The 17904-nt window shown below is 66.7% G+C and carries 15 protein-coding genes; 9 read left to right on the top strand and 6 right to left on the bottom strand.

Annotated elements, in window-relative coordinates:
• The first annotated feature begins 84 nt into the window (after nucleotides 1-84).
• Nucleotides 85-828 carry a DUF4124 domain-containing protein gene (locus EV687_RS01610; RefSeq protein WP_162846521.1) on the top strand — a complete coding sequence of 248 codons (744 nt, stop codon included), beginning with the start codon at nucleotides 85-87 and terminating at the stop codon, nucleotides 826-828.
• 51 nt (nucleotides 829-879) lie between these two features.
• Here EV687_RS01610 and EV687_RS01605 read toward each other — a convergent pair whose 3' ends face one another.
• A complete protein-coding gene (locus tag EV687_RS01605) occupies nucleotides 880-1833 on the bottom strand; it encodes an NAD-dependent epimerase/dehydratase family protein (protein WP_423201057.1) in 954 nt (317 codons plus the stop codon).
• Between the two features lie 103 nt (nucleotides 1834-1936).
• On the opposite strand from EV687_RS01605, the gene EV687_RS01600 reads away from it, so the two are divergent.
• The 8 genes from EV687_RS01600 to accD all read left to right on the top strand — a co-directional run bounded on the left by EV687_RS01600 (nucleotide 1937) and on the right by accD (nucleotide 12471).
• Nucleotides 1937-2986: a CDP-6-deoxy-delta-3,4-glucoseen reductase gene (locus tag EV687_RS01600; RefSeq protein WP_122226138.1), complete on the top strand. Its 1050-nt coding sequence runs from the start codon at nucleotides 1937-1939 to the stop codon at nucleotides 2984-2986.
• An 81-nt stretch (nucleotides 2987-3067) separates the two neighbouring features.
• The gene (locus EV687_RS01595; RefSeq protein WP_122227087.1) at nucleotides 3068-4048 is read left to right on the top strand and encodes a Bug family tripartite tricarboxylate transporter substrate binding protein; all 981 of its coding nucleotides are present in this window, start codon (nucleotides 3068-3070) and stop codon (nucleotides 4046-4048) included.
• Between the two features lie 318 nt (nucleotides 4049-4366).
• Nucleotides 4367-7576: a motility hub landmark protein FimV gene (locus tag EV687_RS01590; RefSeq protein WP_122226137.1), complete on the top strand. Its 3210-nt coding sequence runs from the start codon at nucleotides 4367-4369 to the stop codon at nucleotides 7574-7576.
• 108 nt (nucleotides 7577-7684) lie between these two features.
• Entirely contained in the window at nucleotides 7685-8539 is an 855-nt protein-coding gene (truA, locus tag EV687_RS01585; RefSeq protein ID WP_122226136.1) for a tRNA pseudouridine(38-40) synthase TruA, read from the top strand.
• Between the two features lie 40 nt (nucleotides 8540-8579).
• On the top strand, nucleotides 8580-9374 hold the full coding sequence (locus EV687_RS01580; protein ID WP_242612407.1) for a phosphoribosylanthranilate isomerase: 795 nt from the start codon (nucleotides 8580-8582) through the stop codon (nucleotides 9372-9374).
• Nucleotides 9322-10653: a tryptophan synthase subunit beta gene (trpB, locus tag EV687_RS01575; protein ID WP_122226134.1), complete on the top strand. Its 1332-nt coding sequence runs from the start codon at nucleotides 9322-9324 to the stop codon at nucleotides 10651-10653. Before EV687_RS01580 ends, trpB begins: the two co-directional genes overlap by 53 nt.
• Nucleotides 10650-11486 (top strand): tryptophan synthase subunit alpha, encoded by an 837-nt coding sequence (gene trpA, locus EV687_RS01570; RefSeq protein WP_122226133.1) that lies wholly within the window; start codon nucleotides 10650-10652, stop codon nucleotides 11484-11486. The genes trpB and trpA overlap by 4 nt, the downstream gene beginning before the upstream one ends.
• A gap of 82 nt (nucleotides 11487-11568) precedes the next feature.
• Complete coding sequence (gene accD / locus EV687_RS01565; RefSeq protein ID WP_122226132.1) at nucleotides 11569-12471, top strand: acetyl-CoA carboxylase, carboxyltransferase subunit beta; 903 nt, start codon at nucleotides 11569-11571, stop codon at nucleotides 12469-12471.
• Nucleotides 12472-12635: 164 nt separating this feature from the next.
• Here accD and purF read toward each other — a convergent pair whose 3' ends face one another.
• The 5 genes from purF to EV687_RS01540 form a co-directional block, all read right to left on the bottom strand.
• Nucleotides 12636-14150 carry an amidophosphoribosyltransferase gene (purF, locus tag EV687_RS01560; protein WP_122226131.1) on the bottom strand — a complete coding sequence of 505 codons (1515 nt, stop codon included), beginning with the start codon at nucleotides 14148-14150 and terminating at the stop codon, nucleotides 12636-12638.
• An 87-nt stretch (nucleotides 14151-14237) separates the two neighbouring features.
• Nucleotides 14238-14777, bottom strand: coding sequence for a CvpA family protein (locus EV687_RS01555; protein ID WP_122226130.1), 540 nt, complete (start codon nucleotides 14775-14777; stop codon nucleotides 14238-14240).
• A 96-nt stretch (nucleotides 14778-14873) separates the two neighbouring features.
• On the bottom strand, nucleotides 14874-15836 hold the full coding sequence (locus EV687_RS01550) for an SPOR domain-containing protein (protein ID WP_122226129.1): 963 nt from the start codon (nucleotides 15834-15836) through the stop codon (nucleotides 14874-14876).
• 48 nt (nucleotides 15837-15884) lie between these two features.
• Complete coding sequence (gene folC, locus EV687_RS01545; protein WP_122226128.1) at nucleotides 15885-17237, bottom strand: bifunctional tetrahydrofolate synthase/dihydrofolate synthase; 1353 nt, start codon at nucleotides 17235-17237, stop codon at nucleotides 15885-15887.
• 102 nt (nucleotides 17238-17339) lie between these two features.
• Nucleotides 17340-17819 carry a universal stress protein gene (locus EV687_RS01540; protein ID WP_122226127.1) on the bottom strand — a complete coding sequence of 160 codons (480 nt, stop codon included), beginning with the start codon at nucleotides 17817-17819 and terminating at the stop codon, nucleotides 17340-17342.
• Nucleotides 17820-17904 lie beyond the last annotated feature (85 nt).

Below are 17904 nucleotides of genomic sequence, written 5' to 3'. Positions count from 1 at the left end.
CTGATCCAGCCGCACCGTCCTGCCCTTGCATCCGCCGCGCCGCGCCGTTCCGGCCGCCATGCAGTTATGCAAGTATGCGTGGTCATGGCCGCCTTGCTGCTGGGTGCTGGATCCGGCGCCGCGCAGGCCCAGGTCAACCGCTGCATCGATGCCGCCGGACAGGTGCAGTACACCGATGCCGCCTGCCCCAAAGGGGCCCGCGCGGCCCAGATCGAAGCGCCCAGAACCGCCGAGCAGATCGAGGCCGACCGCCTGCGAGCCGAAGAAGCTCGGCAGCGCAACGCCGAACGTCAGCAACTGCGGGAACGCGAAATGCAGCTCGAGATCGAGCGCCTGGAAGCCGAACGCCGCCTGCAGGCCGAGCGGGCCGCAGCGCAAGCCATCGCGGCACCCAGAACGGGCGGCCATGCCAACTCCGCCGCCTGCCGCGACGCCCATGCCGCATTGGAGGCCGCGACCCTCGACCACGGCCGCTACAGCAGCGAAGAACGTGCCCGGCTGCTGGCCGCGCAGGATCAGGTCGACCGCGCCTGCCTGGATCCGGCCAGCTATGCCGCCATACAGCGCAATCGTGCCGCGCAACAGGTGTCGCCCATCATCGTGGTGCCACGCCGCCCACCCTACCCCGGCAACCATGGCTGGCCGGGCAGCGGCGGGTGGTACGCCCCACCACCACCCCGGCCCCAGCCTCCCGGCGGGCAGCGGCCGCCTGCGCCGCCCCGGCCACCGCAGACCAACGCGCCGGTGATTTTCCCCAACATCAAGCCACCTGTGCCCGTGCAGGCGCCAGGGGCCGGGCCACAAGACGACCTTCTGCCAAGGCGCTAAGAACCTGTTGACGATCTTTTACGGGGTCGGGTAGTCAGCACAGCAAGGCCATCAACCGACTCCCAGACCTTCGGTCACCGTCGGGTAATGCAGCCGCAGCCGCAACTCATGCTTGAGGCGGTGGTTGTCGAGGCGGCGCGATTCGCTCATGAAGCTGAGCATGGCGGGCGTCAGCACATTCTGCGCCTGCTCGCGGCTGATGCGTGGCGGCGCCGGCAAGCACAGGAGCCGGGCCGCCAGATCGAAGTAATCGCCCATTCGGAGCACCGTGTCGTCATTGGCGTTGAAGACGCGCCCGGGAGCGCCTCGCCACAGCGCCAGCCAGCAGGCCCGCGCCAGGTCGTCGGCATGGATGTGGTTGGTGAATACATCGTCCTCGCTGCGCAGCACCGGCGTGCCCCGCTGCAGGCGCGCCGCAGGCGTGCCCTGTGCCCGGTCGAGCGCATAAATGCCGGGGGCCCGCAGCACCATGGTGCGCCAGCCCGCACGATTGACCCGGCGCAGCATGCGCTCGGCATCGAGGCGTCTCCGGGCCCGCGCGCTCATCGGCGCTGGTGCGCGCGTTTCGCGCACCCATTGGCCCTGGCAGTCTCCATAGACGCCACTGGTCGACACATAAACGCACGCCGCGGGTGGACGAGCACGCCGCAGCGCCTGCAGCAGCGCGCGGCTGCGCAGGTCCTGCTCGCCTCTGGACTGCGGCGGCGCCAGATGGACCAGGTACGTGGCGAGACCCGCCAGCCGGCGCAGGCTGCGCGGCTGGTCAAGATTGCCCAGCAAGGGGGTGACGCCGGCCTCGCGCAACAGCTGCCGACGATCTGGATCGCTTGTCAGTGCATAAAAGTGCACACCGTGCGGGCCATGCGGGCCGTCCGCCCCTGTTGGCGATCGTGCGGCCCGCTGCCGCACCATGCGCAGGCCAACGTCGCCACAGCCGATGACCAGGACACGGCTGCGCCGAAAGCGTGCCGGCAGGGCTCGAGGGGGCAGGGAAATCAAGGGCACAATACGCGGTTGGAGAGAAACCGGGGATGCTAACGCAAACAGCAGCAAACACCGAGCGCGCGCTGCGCGACGGCCCGGATGCACACTGCCAGCCTTCAAGACCATGAACAGCCAGCCGACCTCTTACAACGTCACCGTCCTGCCCAGTTCCCGCAGTTTCCAGACCCAGCCCGATGAGTTCATTCTCGCCGCCGCGATCCGACAGGGCATCGGCCTGCCCTATGGCTGCAAGGATGGCGCCTGCGGCTCCTGCAAGTGCCGCATGGAGCGCGGCGAGGTGCAGATGCTGCCCTATGCCGCCAAGGCCTTGAGCGAGCAGGAGCGCCAGCAAGGCTACATCCTGACCTGCCGCGCCAAGCCGTTCACCGACGTGGTGATCGAGTCACGCCAGGTTACCGACGAGCGAGCCTTCCCGATCCGCAAGATGCCCGTGCGCGTGCGCCAGCTGGTACCGCTGGGCCCGGACGTGATGCAGGTGCTGTTGCAGCTGCCAGCCACGGAAACCTTCCGCTACCACGCCGGACAGTACGTCGAGTTCCTGCTCAAGGACGGCTCGCGCCGCGCCTATTCGATGGCGGTGGCTCCGCATGTGCAGGCCGAGTCGCCTGGGCTGGAACTGCACATCCGCCACCATCCCGGCGGCCAATTCACCGAGCATGTCTTCACCAACATGAAGGAAAAGGAAATCCTGCGCATCGAGGGACCTTTCGGCAGCTTCTATCTGCGCGAGGATTCCGGCAAGCCCATCATCCTGCTGGCTTCCGGCACCGGCTTCGCTCCCATCAAGGCCATGCTCGAACATGTCAGGCACAAGCGCATCATGCGACCGATCGCGTTCTACTGGGGCGGACGCCGCCCGGCCGACCTCTACATGAACGACTGGGTGCTGGAGCAAGTCCGCAGCCTGCCGAATCTGCACTACGTGCCGGTCGTCTCAAACGCCCTGCCCGAGGACGACTGGCAGGGCCGTACCGGCTTCGTGCACCAGGCCGTGCTGGACGACTTCGATGATCTCTCTGGCCATGAGGTCTACGCCTGCGGGGCACCGATCGTGGTCGACAGCGCACGCACGGCCTACACCGAGAGCCGCAGTCTGCCCGAGGACGCCTTCTACGCCGACGCCTTCACGACCGCTGCCGACGTGGCGGCATAATCCCCGCCACACTCAGCGCCCCATCCAATCTCCGTGCCCCGCCGCATCGCAGCCGGCGCCCTGACCTCCCTTCGCATCGCCATGAATCCAAGAACCATCGCAGCCCTGGCCCTGTCCGTCCTGGGCCTCCTCTCCCTGCATGCGCATGCCGCACCAGCCGATGCGCAGGCGGTGACTACCATCGTCGTGCCCTATGCGCCGGGCGGCCCGCTGGACACCACCGCGCGCGCCCTGGCCGAGGCTGCCAAGGGCGAGTTGGGCACCATCATCATCGACAACCGGCCGGGAGCGGGCGGCAACATCGGCCTGGGCCAGGTCGCGCGCGCCGCCGCCGATGGCAAGACGCTGGGTATTGCCGCCGTCGCCACCATCGCCATCAATCCATGGCTGTACCAGAGCATGCCCTATGACCCAGCCAAGGATTTCGCCGGCGTTACCCTGGTCGCCCGCATTCCCAATGTGCTGGTCATGAACAGCGACGCCGCCCGCGCCAAGGGCATCGAGTCGCTGCAGGATCTGATTGCCTACGCCCGGCAGCATCCGGGCAAGCTCAACTATGGCAGTGGCGGCAACGGCAGCGCCGGCCATCTGGCCGGCGAACTGTTCAAGAACATGGCCGGCATCGATGCCGTGCATGTGCCCTACAACGGCGCCAGCCCGGCGCAGCTCGCCCTGCTCTCCAGAGAAGTCGATTTCAACTTCGACAATCTGGCCGCCGCCGCCCCCAACATCCGCGCGGGCAAGCTGACCCCGTTGGCTGTCACCACCCTCGAGCCCAGCAGCCAGTTGCCCGCCGTGCCCACCATGGCCGCGACCCTGCCCGGCTTCGCCATCGATACCTGGTGGGGTCTGGTCGTGCCGGCCGGCACGCCAGAGGCGTCCATCGCCCGGCTCAACCGTGTCTTTACCGAGGCACTGGGCGGCCGGGACATCGCCCAGCGCTTCGAGATGCTGCTGGCCACCCCCGCCCCCAGCACCGCAGCCGATTTCGATGCCTTCATGCATGCCGAGCGTGAACGCTATGCGCCCATCGTCAAGGCCACGGGCGCGCAGGTCGATTGAAGCCATCTGGATGCCCATTGACCGGCCCGGTTTGCCCTTCGCGGCGTTCTGTGCAAACAGGCCGATCGTGTTACATAGCAGCCATCAAGAAACCAGCACAAGCCGCTGATTTGCATTGAAATTCACCCTGTCGTTGCGATCGGGCAACACGCCTCAAAATGTTTTGATTCGTAACAACAAATGCCCGGAATTTACCTTGTCAGTGCTTTTTTTTGCTGCTATCGTGCCCGAACACCATGGTGGGGCCCTGCTGTGTGAGGCAGCACCCCAATCATGCGCACCTGCTGCGCCCACCAATGATTTTTTGAATCGATAAAAATGGCACACACCTATCGTTGGAAACCATCGGCCCTGGCCGTTGCCGTCTTGATGTCGACCGGCCTGCATCTGCCGAATGCCGCAGCCCTGACACTCGGTCAGATCCAGGTGCAATCGGCGCTCGGGCAGCCCCTCTCTGCGCGCATTCCGGTCAGCAACCTGACGCCCGACGAAGCCCAGACACTGCGGGCCAATCCGGCCTCCCCGGATGTCTTCAACGCCCATGGCGCCACCTACTCCGCCGTCATGACCCAGTTGGTCGTGCAACTGCAGCGCCATGCCGATGGCTCCGCCTATCTCGAGCTGCGCACCCAGGCGCCGGTCAGCGAGCCCTTCCTCGACCTCGTGCTCAACACCAGCTGGAATGGCGGCAGCGCAGTGCGCAGCTATGCCGTGCTGCTCGATCCTCCGGCACCGCAGACGCGCGCGGCCGTGCCGCCCGCTGCGGCAACTGCAGCAGCCGTGCCACAAGCCGCGGCCCCTGCAGCGGTGCCCCGCACCAGCGCACCGGCAGCACCCGCACCGGCCTTTGCGCCCACGGCATCCCCGCGGGCGCAGGCCCCGGTCGGCGACGATGTGTATGAGCGGGCCCGCAACTGGCTGGAAGGCCGTGGCCAGCAGGTGAGCTCCGGTGCCGTCAGCCCGCGCCCTGCACCGGCACCGCGCCCTGCCCGCGCAGCCGCAACTCCGCGCAGCGCCGAAGCCTCTCAGACCACCGCACGCCCCGCAGCCCCGACAACGGCCAGCGGCCAGGTCACCAGCGCGGTGCCGCAAGCCGCGCCGCAAACGATCACCACCCGCCGCGGCGACACGGCAGGCCAGATCGCCAGACGCCATCTGCCCGCCAACGTCTCGCTCGACCAGATGCTGGTGGCCCTGCAGCGCGCCAACCCGAACGCCTTCCTCCAGAACAACGTCAACCTGCTGCGCAGCGGCGCCAGGCTCGATATCCCGGCTCTCAGCGATATCCAGGCGATCTCCGCGCAGGAAGCACGCAGCATCATCGTCGCTCAGACGCGCGATTTCAACGACTACCGGAACCGCGTGGCCCGCACAGTGCCCCAGGCCCCTGTCAGCACCCAGGCGCAGGACGTCTCCAGCGGCACGGTGCAACCCGTCCGCGAAGAACGCAGCGAAGCCCCTGCAGCCGATGTGCTCGAGCTCTCCACACCCGCCAGTGGGGCCGCCAGCCAGGCCGAAGAAGCGGCGCTCGCCCAGCAACGCCAGCAACAGGAAGATGCGGAGCGCCTGAAGGAACAGCAGGACAATATCCAGCGCCTGCAGGAACTGCGGGCCCAGATGGAGCAGCCCGCGCCAGCCGCTCCTGCCGCCGCAGCAAGCGCGACGCCACCAGCGAACGCCGAAGCCGGCAAGGGACTCGGCCTGACCATCGAGACAGCACCGCCCTTGCCACTGCCTGATGCGCCGTCCACCGAGGCAACCACCGCCGCAGCCACTCCGGCAGCGGCACCGTCACCCACCGAGCCCGAACCCGCACCAGCAGCCGGCGGCGCCACGCCGGAGACAGCCGCTGTGCCGGCCGACGCGGCAGGCGAGACCGGCTCCACCGATGGGCAGGCCCAGACTGGTGCCGCGGAGAACCCGCCTTCCACAACAAGCGCAGTGGAAACCCCCGTCGCAGCGCCAGCGGCACCAGTGGCCGCGCCTCCGGCACCTGCCGCGCCCGTGCCGCCACCGCCACGCCCGGCACCGCCTCCTCCCCCGCCTCCCGGCCTCCTGGATGACTATCCGATGCTGCCGTATGCCGGCGGTCTGCTGGCCTTGCTGCTGGCAGGCTATGGCTACTACCGGTATCGCAAGGGTCGCGGCGAAGCGGAAGTGGTGTACGAGAACAGCGGCAACGTCCCCGATTCGTTCTTCGCCCACAGCAGCAAGAACAGCCAGGCCGGCACGCAGTCGACCAAGTCGGCCACCACCGGTCTCATCAGCACTGGTGTGTCCTCGATGGACTATTCACCCAGCCAGATCGATGCGACCGGAGAGGGCGACCCGGTGCTCGAGGCCGACGTGCTGCTCGCCTATGGCCGCGACCAGCAGGCCGAGGAAGTCCTCAAGGAAGCCGAACAAAGCCACCCGACCCGGGTTGCCATCAAGACGCGCCTGGCCGAAATCTATGCCGCGCGGCAGGATCGGCTGTCCTTCGAGGTCACGGCCAATGAAGTCGCACGTCTGACGCAGCGTTCCGGCGCCGAGTGGATCAAGGTGGCAGAACTCGGCCGCAACCTCGATCCGTCCAATGCCTTGTACCAGGTCGATGAGGCTCCCGCCGCCAAATCCGCCGCGCCAGCCAGCCAAGGCGAAGATGCCCTCTCGGGCTTTGGCCCGCTGTCCGGGCTGGATGTCGATTTCCAGCCCTCCACGCTGTCCTCCACAGGCAACGGGACAGGGGGCGACAAGACCGGCTCCACGGTATCGGATGCGCACAAGCCGGACCTGGACCTGGATCTGGACCTCGGGGAGATCTCGCCGTCCAAGATGGGCGACCTGCCTCCTCCAGCCCCACCCGCGGCGGCTCCCAAGGCCGGGGCAGAAGCCCCGGAAGACAAGCTGGAATTCGATTTCCTGCCCTCGGTACCCGGCGATGCGGAGCCTGCTTCGCCCGCGCCCCAGACAGGCAATGCCAATCCGCTGGCCGATCTGGACCTGGACTTGGACCTTGGCGAGATCACGCCATCCAAGATGGGCGGTTTGACCAATCCGGCCGATCTGCCGCAGAGCGGCTCGGCGACCTTCGTGCAGGGCAATGCTGGCGAGACCGGCTCGCACCCATTCGACGCCACCGCGTCCGACAACCTGCAGGGCCACCCGACCGAGCCGGCCAAGGCCAGCGAAGACCCCTTCAGTCTCGAATTGCCCAACACCGATCTGGCACCGGCCCCGTTGCCCGACAACGAGCAGGACACCCGCTCGCTGGAACTGGACCTCTCGGCGCTGGACCTGGACGGTCTGGACAATGCCAGCACGACGGTGCACGACACCAGCCTGAGCTCGGGGGACAGCACCCTGGCCAGCCTGGATCTGGATGACCTCGGTTCCGACGATCCGTTGACCACCAAGCTGGCGCTGGCCCGCGAGTTCAACACGCTCGGCGACGCCGAGGGTGCCCGGGCGCTGGTCAAGGAAGTGCTGGCCCAGGCCAGCGGAGAACTCAAGGACAAGGCCCAGCAGTTGCTCAAGGAACTGGGCTGAGGCCCACTCCGTACTAGAATCGCGGCAGGTCTTCACCCCTGCCTTCCAAGCCAAAACGCCGAGGCCCGTCTTCGGCGTTTTTGTTTTGTCCTGCCCTGTCCTCCATCCATGCGCATCGCCCTCGGCATCAGCTACCACGGCCAGCACTACCACGGCTGGCAAAGCCAGCCCGACGGTCAAACCGTGCAGGACCGGCTTGAGCACGCGCTGGCCACCTTCATCGGCAGCCGCGTCAGCACCCTGTGCGCGGGCCGTACCGACACCGGCGTGCATGGGCTGATGCAGGTGGTGCACTTCGATTCGCCCGTGCAGCGCACCGAGATGTCCTGGGTGCGCGGCACCAACCGATTCCTGCCGGCCGACATCGCCGTGCAATGGGCTCGCGAGGTGCCCGATGACTTCCATGCACGCAACCGCGCCGAGAGCCGCCGCTACGCCTACGTGCTGCTGCAGTCCGCCGTGCGCCCCAGCATCGATGCCGGCCGCGTCGGCTGGACGTTTCTGCCGCTCGACGGCGAAGGCATGCGCGAGGCCGCCCGGCATTTGCTGGGAGAGCATGATTTCAGCTCGTTTCGCGCCGCGGCCTGCCAGTCCCACACGCCCGTCAAGACGCTGCACGCCATTCGCATCAGCGCCTCGCCACTGCGCAGCAAGCACCCACCGGCCGGATCAGACGCACGCGCCGTACCCACCTGCTACTGGCGTTTCGAGTTCGAGGCCAATGCCTTTCTGCACCACATGATCCGCAACATCATGGGCTGCCTGATCGCCGTCGGCCAGGGGCATCAACGGCCCGAATGGATGCGCGGAGTGCTGCAGGCGCGCTCGCGCGATGCCGCCGCTCCCACCTTCGCACCCGATGGCCTGTATTTCCTGGGGCCCCGCTATGCGCCGCGCTGGGACCTGCCTGACAGCAGCGCGCTGTTCGACTTCCTGCCCGGCGCCAACGCCCAGGATCTATAGGATCTACGGCACTTCTCCATCCTGTTCGAGGAACCACCCCGTGTCCCCACCCCACACCCAGCAACGCACGCGCGTCAAGTTCTGTGGTCTCACGCGTGAAGAGGACGTCGCCGCTGCCATGGCCTGCGGCGTCGATGCCGTGGGCTTCGTGATGTATGCGCCCAGCCCGCGCAGCGTCAGCGCCGCGCGCGCCGCCGAACTGGCGCGGGCGCTGCCGCCCTTCATCAGCCCCGTGCTGCTGTTCGTCAACGCCACGGCCGGGGAGGTGGATGCGGCATTGGCGCTGCTGCCCCAGGCATTGCTGCAGTTCCATGGCGACGAATCCCCCGAAGACTGCTGGCGGCTCAGCCATGAAGGCCGCCACCCATTCATCCGCGCCGCCCGCATTCCGCTCGATGACACTGCACCTCCATTCGATCTCGTAGAATACGCAGATCGTTTCTCCCAGGCACAAGCCATTTTGCTCGATGCCCACGTCACGGGCTACGGCGGTGGCGGCAAGGTCTTCAATTGGTCACTTCTTCCAACAAGCGTCACATCTCACCTCGTCTTAAGTGGTGGGCTCACACCAGCAAATGTGACCGATGGCATTCGTGAGCTGCAGCACCGCGGCCTCTCCCTGGCCGTGGATGTCAGCTCCGGCATCGAGCAGGACGGCCCCGACGGCCGTCCCCTCAAAGGCATCAAGGATGCCCGCAAGATGAATCGCTTCATGGCCGCCGTGCGCGAGGCCGACCAGGCCACCCGCACCGCCATGGACACCCATCAGGATTGGACGAACGATGACAGACACCGCAACACCAGCGACGACTCCCGCAACTCCTCCGGCGGCTGATGCCGCCTACCTGCAGCCCGACGCCAGCGGCCACTTCGGCCCTTATGGCGGCAGCTTCGTCAGCGAGACACTGACCTATGCCATCGAGGAACTGCGGGCGGCCTACGCACGCTACCAGCACGACCCCGAGTTCCTCGCCGAATTCGCCTACGAGCTCAAACACTACGTCGGTCGGCCCTCGCCGATCTACCACGCCGACCGCCTCAGCCGCGAGATCGGCGGCGCGCAAATCTTCCTCAAACGCGAAGACCTCAACCACACCGGCGCGCACAAAATCAACAACGTCATCGGCCAGGCCATGCTGGCACGCCGCATGGGCAAACCGCGCATCATCGCCGAGACCGGTGCCGGCCAGCACGGCGTGGCCACCGCCACCATCTGCGCGCGCTATGGCCTCGAATGCGTGGTCTACATGGGTGCCGAGGACGTCAAGCGCCAAAGTCCCAATGTCTATCGCATGAAGCTGCTGGGCGCCACCGTGGTACCGGTCGAATCGGGCAGCAAGACGCTCAAGGACGCGCTCAACGAAGCCATGCGCGACTGGGTCGCCAACGTCGACGACACCTTCTACATCATCGGTACCGTCGCCGGCCCGCATCCCTATCCGATGATGGTGCGCGACTTCCAGAGCATCATCGGCAAGGAATGCCTGCAACAGTTCCCCGAGATGCAGCAGCGCCTGCACCTGGCCGAATCGCAGCCCGATGCGGTGGTGGCCTGCGTGGGCGGTGGCAGCAATGCCATCGGCATCTTCCACCCCTACATCGACCATCCGAACACGCGCCTGATCGGCGTCGAGGCCGCCGGCCTCGGGCTGGACACCGGCCGGCACGCCGCCTCCATCCAGCGTGGCAGCCCGGGCGTGCTGCACGGCAACCGCACCTACATCATGCAGGACGACAATGGCCAGGTGATCGAGACGCACAGCGTCAGCGCCGGCCTGGACTACCCTGGCGTCGGTCCAGAGCACGTCTGGCTGCACGAGATCGGCCGCGCCGAATACGTCGGCATCACCGATGACGAGGCCCTGCATGCCTTCCACCACCTGTGCCGCACCGAGGGCATCATCCCCGCGCTCGAATCCAGCCACGCCGTCGCCCATGCGATGAAGCTGGCGAAAGCCATGCGCCCCGACCAGTCCATCCTCGTCAACCTCTCCGGCCGTGGCGACAAGGACATCGGTACCGTGGCCGGCCTCGACGATGGCAGCCTGTTTGCCAAGCTGAACGACCTGGCACCGGCCAAGGCGCCAGAAGCCGCACAAGGAGCTGCGCAATGAAGCCGTCCACCTCCACCAGCCGCATCGCCAACACCTTCGCCCAACTGCAGGCCGCAGGTCGCAAGGCGCTGATTCCGTTCGTCACCGCCGGTTTTCCAGAGAAATCCACCACGACCGAACTGATGCACGCCATGCATGCCGCCGGCGCCGACATCATCGAGCTCGGCGTGCCCTTCTCCGATCCCTCTGCCGACGGCACCACCATCCAGCAGGCGGGCGACGTCGCGCTCGCCAATGGCACGGGCCTCGTGCAGGTGCTGGAATACGTGCACGAATTCCGTCAGCGCAACCAGACCACACCGGTGGTGCTGATGGGCTACGCCAACCCCATCGAGCGCTACGACCAACTGCGCAGCGCCGGCGCCTTCGTGCGCGATGCCGCGGCAGCCGGTGTCGACGGGTTGCTGGTCGTCGACTACCCGCCCGAGGAAGCCCAAGCCCTGCAGGTGCAGTTGCGCGCCCATGGCATGGACCTGATCTTCCTGCTCGCGCCCACCTCGACCGAGGCGCGCATGGCACAGATCAACGAGGTGGCCAGCGGTTACGTCTACTACGTATCGCTCAAGGGTGTGACGGGCTCCAAGGCGCTGGATACCGCCCAGGTCGCCGAGACACTGCCGCGCATCCGCCAGCACGTCCAATTGCCGGTCGGCGTGGGCTTCGGCATTCGTGATGCCGAAACCGCCAAGGCCATCGCGCAAACCGCCAAGGCTGATGCAGTGGTGATCGGCTCCAGGCTGATCGAGCTGCTGCGTGACAACCCCGGTGAGCAGGCCGGCATCGCCGCTGTCTGCACCTTCCTGCGGGACGTGCGGCAGGCCGTTGATGCCTGAGACTGCAGGCTCCACTAAAATGGACGCCTGTCCGACCAGGGGCCGCCTTGTGGTGGCCCCGCAGCCATGAATTGACACACGAATGTCCTGGATCGACAAACTCATTCCCTCCAAGCTGATTCGCAGCACCGAGACCACCGAACGCCACCAGATTCCGGAAGGCCTCTGGTCCAAGTGCCCCGAGTGCGAAACGGTGCTCTACAAGGCCGATTTGGACAAGAACCAGCACGTCTGCCCGCACTGCGGCTACCACCAGCGCATTGGCGCACGCGAGCGTCTGGATCACTTCCTCGACGAAAAGAACCGCTACGAGATCGGCCAGGAGGTCACTCCTGTCGATGCGCTGAAATTCAAGGACAGCCGCAAGTACCCCGACCGCCTCAAGGACGCCACCAAGGCCACCGGCGAGACCGATGCGCTGGTCACCATGGGAGGCACGCTGCACGATATTCCCGTGGTGGTGGCCTGCTTCGAGTTCGACTTCATGGGCGGCAGCATGGGCAGCGTGGTCGGAGAGCGCTTCGTGCGCGCCGTCCAGGCCGCCACGCGCAAGAAGGTGCCATTCATCTGCTTCACCGCCACGGGCGGCGCCCGCATGCAGGAAGGTCTGCTGTCGCTGATGCAGATGGCCAAGACCAATGCCGCACTGACACGCTTTGCCGAGCAGGGCCTGCCCTACGTCAGCGTGCTGACCGACCCGACCATGGGCGGAGTGAGCGCCAGTTTCGCCTTCATGGGTGATCTGGTGGTGGCCGAGCCCAAGGCGCTGATTGGCTTTGCCGGCCCGCGCGTGATCGAGTCAACGGTGCGCGTCAAGCTTCCCGAGGGCTTTCAGCGTTCGGAATTCCTGCTGCAAAAAGGCGCGATCGACTTGATCGTCGACCGCCGCGAGCTGCGCGATGTGCTGGCCCGCAACCTGAGCATCTTTCTGCATGCCGACGCGCAGCCCAAGGCAGCACCCGGCGTGGTCGAAGCTGCGGCATAAGGTCCTGCCAGGCGATGAGCCGTTAGACAACAGATACATCGCTGGCAAGGCAAGACCGGCCTGTCAGTGACCCAAAGGCAAAAAGGCGTATCTCCCGATACGCCTTTTTGCTTGCCAGTCCGGGCCCGCCTGCTGGTGGGTGGGTCCTGCCGCGTGAGCGGGTTTCAGCCTTGCGCGGCGTTGGGCAGGGTCAGGCGCGAACTGTCCTCAGCCTCCTCGGCACCCGACGCATTGCGCCCCTCATTGAGGCTGGCGATGGTATCCACGGTGACATCACCGGTGACGTAAATACCGTCGAAACACGAGGCATCGAAACCTTCCAGCGACGGATTGAGCGCACCGATGGTGCGCTTCATCGCATCGACGTCCTGGTAGATCAGCGCATCGCAGCCGATCAGTTCGCGGATCTGCTCGATGCTGCGACCATTGGCCACCAGTTCTTCGCTGGTGGGCATGTCGATGCCGTAGACATTCGGGTAGCGCACCGGCGGCGCGGCACTGGCGAGAAACACCTTGTTGGCGCCAGCTTCGCGCGCCATCTGCACGATCTCGCGCGAAGTGGTGCCGCGCACGATGGAATCGTCAACCAGCAGCACGTTGCGGCCCTTGAACTCGCTGCCAATGGCATTGAGCTTCTGACGCACCGACTTCTTGCGCACGTTCTGGCCCGGCATGATGAAGGTGCGGCCCACGTAGCGGTTCTTCACGAAACCTTCCCGGTAAGGCTTGCCAATCAGTTCGGCCAGTTGCATGGCGCTGGGGCGGCTCGATTCGGGGATGGGAATCACCACATCGATCTCATTGGGCGGCACCGTCGAGACCAGGCGCTTGGCCAGGGTCTCCCCCAGATTCAGGCGGGCCTGGTAGACGGAAATGCCATCGAGCACCGAATCCGGGCGGGCCAGGTAGATGTATTCGAAGATGCAGGGCGTGTGGTGCACCTTCTCGGGCGCCGCGCACTGCCTGGCATGCACGGTGCCATCGAGGGCGATGAACAGGGCTTCGCCCGGCGTCACATCCCGCTCGAACGCGTAGCCGGTGCCCTCCAGCGCCACCGATTCGCTGGCAACCATGACGGTGCCATCCTGCGACCGGCCAAAGCACAGCGGACGAATGCCATGCGGGTCGCGGAAGGCGAGCGTGCCGTAGCCGGCGATCATCGCGATCACTGCATACGAACCACGCACGCGCCGGTGCACGGCCGAGACGGCCTTGAAAACGGTCTCGGGCGTCAGCGCGCCACCCACCGTGACGCGGTCGAGCTCATGCGCAAACACATTGAGCAGCACTTCCGAGTCGCTGGTGGTGTTGGTGTGGCGGTGGTCGGTGCTGAACAGTTCCTTGCGCAGCACCTTGGCATTGGTGATGTTGCCGTTGTGCACCAGCACGATGCCGAACGGCGCGTTCACGTAGAAGGGCTGGGCCTCTTCTTCGCTGTTGGCGTCGCCCGCCGTCGGGTAGCGCACCTGGCCGAGGCCGGTGCTGCCCGGCAGCGCCCGCATGTTGCGGGTGCGGAACACGTCGCGCACCATCCCCTTGGCCTTGTGCATGAAGAACTTGCGGTCGAGCTGGGTGACGATGCCCGCCGCATCCTGACCGCGGTGCTGCAGCAGCAGCAAGGCGTCATAAATCAACTGATTGACAGGGGCGTTGCTCACGACCCCGACGATTCCACACATGAAAATACTCCTTGCGCGACATTCAAGAGGCGCTGCCGCAGCCCTGCGCCATGATTCCGAACCGATCCAACTACCACCGACGGTGGCCTACAGCAGCTGCCGCCCCGCTTCCAGCGCAGGCGGCAGCTCGACGGGCGGCACCGGCTGCAGCACCTTCCAATTGGGCAGCATGCGCGCCAATTCAAGGCGCGCGGTATCCAACGGGCCAGCCAGCGCGGATTCGCGCCACCAGGGAGCATCCTGCCACTGCAGTACATGCAGCACGACCGTCAGTGCCACCCCCAGCAACACGATGCGCAGCAGGCCGAACCCCGCACCGATGACACGATCGGCGGCTCGCATGCCCAGCGCCTGGACCGAGGCGCGCGCAAGCGACGCCAGCATCGACGACAGGAACACCGCCAGAACGAACACCGCCAGCATGCCCAGCGCCCGCCTGGCCTCCTCGGCCAGGGCCTCGCCCGGCAACCACAGGCCCAGCTGCGGCCCCCACTGCATGGCAGCAAAGAAGCCGGCAATCCAGCCCAGCACGCTGATGCTCTCGAACACGAAGCCACGCCAAGCCCCGAACGCCACCGAGAGCGCCGCCAGCATCAGAAAGAAAACATCGAACCAGCTCAGCACCATGGTTGCGCAATGGTCATGGGGCCACGTGCACGCACCGCGCCGTCATGGATTCGGCCGGCGACAAAAGCACGACGGCGACGCTGATGAAACCGGTGTTCACAGCGACATGATGGCCGCCGGCAGATTTGCTGCCTTGACCCGTTCGGCCGCCTGATTCGCCTCGGCACGGCTGCCAAACGGCCCGACACGCACACGCGTGGCGCGGCCAGCACCGGTCTGCACCACCTGGGTGTAGGTCTTGAGGCCCAGCTGATCGAGCTTGGAACGCACCTCACGCACCTTGGCGTCGTCCGAGAATGCACCCACCTGCACGATGAAGCGGCCTTCCTCGCTGCGGCTGGGCACCACGGTCTCGACCGGCTTGCCTTCGAGCAGCGCGCGCGCGCGCGCGGCCTCGTCGGCGCGCACCGAGGCCGGCGGCTGCGCGGGCGGTGGTTGCACCGGCGGCGGTGGCTTGGCGGCGGGCGGCGGCTCGGGCGTGGCGGCCTGGCTGGCAGCCGAAGGGCGCGAGCCCGGCTGCGCAGCGGGGGGTTGTGCTGCGGGCGGATTGTTGCCCTGATTCGCGTTCTGTCCGGCCGGTGGCGTGCGGGCATTGCCTGGCGCAGTGGCCTCCGGGCGGCGCGCAGCCTCGGCCGCACGCTGCGCCGCCGTCGGTGCCGTGGCACTGGCGGCATTCGGGGCCTGCGGCTGGGCAGCCGAGCCCGGAGACGCGGAAGGTGCTGCGAGTGCCACCACTTCCTCGCCCTCACCCAGGCCATGGACGTCACCGCTTGCGGCGTTGTTGGCGGCCGAGCTGGCCGGCAGCGCCAGCGGCGGAGCCGAATCCACGCCGGGAATGCTCACCTCGGCATTGACGGCGACCGGCCGCGGCTGGGTGTCGAACAGCATCGGAAACACCACGATGGCGGCCAGCACCAGCAGGCAGGCGCCAATGAGGCGGTGGCGTGCGCGCCGGCGCATGTCATCGACCGAGCCGGCTGCGGAACGCCGGCGGCCGCTGTTGCGCGAGCCTGTCTCTTCTGCTGGCTCGGCTTTCTTGCGCGATTCAAAAAGTGCCATGGGGGCGTGTGATCCAAAGCAGTGGACGGCAGGAAATGCAGTGCAAAATCAATGCAGATGCGGCGCCGACAGGCGCGGCACACCATGCTGCAAGACCCCTCCGACCGTATAGAACGAGCCGAAAACCACGATTCTATCAGTCGGCTCCGCCACGCTGGCGGCCGCATCCAAAGCCTTTTGCGGATCCGGAAATATTTGCGCCGGGACTTCGCGCGGACGCGCCGCTACCATCTGCAGGGCTTGCCAGCGCTTGAGCAATGCCGAGGCCTTTTCGGCCCGGGGCAACGGCAGATCGGTGAAGTACCAGCGGTCGATCAGCGGGCCGATCTTCTGCATGACGGCGTTGAGATCCTTGTCATGCATGGCGCCGAACACCGCATGCGTGGCGGGAAAGAAGCCCATCGCATCGAGGTTGGCGGCCAGCGCGGCCACCGAGTGCGGGTTGTGGGCCACGTCCAGCACCAGCGTGGGCTGGCCGGGCACGATCTGGAAGCGCCCAGGCATGTCCACCAGCGCCAGACCTTCGCGGATGGCCTGGGCGGTCACCGGCAGCACGGGCCGCAGCGCCTGCAGCGCCGCCAGCACGCCCGCGGCATTGAGCAGCTGGTTGGCACCGCGCAGCGCCGGATAGGCCAGCCCCGCGAAGCGCTTGCCGCGCCCGGCCCAGTTCCACTGCTGGCGGTCGCCGGAATAATTGAAGTCGCGCCCCACCAGCCAGAGATCGGCACCAATGGCCTCGGCATGGGTGATGACCGATTGTGGCGGCACCGGGTCGGAGACGATGGCGGGTTTGCCGGCGCGCATGATGCCGGCCTTCTCGCGGCCGATCGATTCACGGTCGGGCCCCAGGAACTCGGTATGGTCGATGTCGATGCTGGTGATGATCGCGCAATCGGCATCGAAGATGTTGGTGGCGTCGAGCCGACCGCCCAGCCCCACCTCCAGGATCACCACATCGAGGCCGCTCTGGCTGAGCAATCGGGCGATGACCAGCGTGGTGAATTCGAAATAGCTTAGCGATACCGCCGCCCCGCCCTCGCCGGCCTGGCGGCGCGCGGCCTCGACGGCGGCGAAATGCGGCAGCAGCTGCTCGGCCCGGACGATCTCGCCACGGATGCGGCAACGCTCCTCGAAATGCACCAGGTGCGGCGAGCTGTAGACGCCAGTCTGGTAGCCGGCCTGGCCGGCAATGGCTTCGAGCATCGCGCAGGTCGAGCCCTTGCCATTGGTGCCGGCCACGGTGATGACGGGGCAGTCGAAACGCAACTGCAGCGCATCGGCCACCCGCTGGATGCGCTCCAGTCCCAGTTCGATGGTGGTGGGGTGAATGCTTTCGCAGTAGGCCAGCCAGGCGTCGAGGGAATGCAGGTCGGAGATGTCGGGAAGGGCTTGCGAAGGCATGGCGACAGGAAGGCCTCGGGGAGGCTCGGGCGAAAAGCGGCTATTGTCGCCGATGTGCGGCGCCCACCGCGGCCCGCCTGCCGCAAGCCCATGCCGGCATCATCAACCCTGGGTCGATGCCTGCTCTGCGTCCAGTCCCCCTTCCACCTCGCCCGGATGCGGATTCACCAGCAGCACCGGCACGCTGGCATATTGGAACAGGCGGCGCGAGGTCGAGCCATCGACGGCGCTGCGCAGCACCCCCATCGGCCGCGCACCGATGATGACCATGTCCACGCCCTCGGCCTCGATCACATCGAGCAGCGAGCGGACCGGATCACCGGTGGTCACGACGGTGGTGAAAGGCACATTGGCCGCACGCAGAATGGCCGCCGCCGGTGCCACCATGTCCTCGCCCGATTGCAGCGCCACCTCGGCATGGGCCTCCGGGTCCTGAGTGGTCAGCAGCTCGTAGAAGCTCGGCGGCTCCTGCACATTGGCCAACACGAATTCGGCACGCAGGCCTTCGGCCACCAGGCGCAGCGCAAAGCGGGTTTCGTTCTCGGACAGCGAGGTGCCGTCAACGGGCAGCAGGATTTTCATGGTGACTCCTTGTCAAGCAGAGGAACGGGGACGCTCGGACATGCATCCCGATCATCCGTTTATACCCCAGCATAGCCCGGCCAAC

It is taken from the genome of Corticibacter populi (genome assembly GCF_004217315.1).
GTDB lineage: Bacteria > Pseudomonadota > Gammaproteobacteria > Burkholderiales > Burkholderiaceae_C > Lampropedia > Lampropedia populi.
The sequence above is the reverse complement of the archived record's forward strand: the minus strand, read 5'-3'. Positions and strand labels throughout refer to the sequence as shown.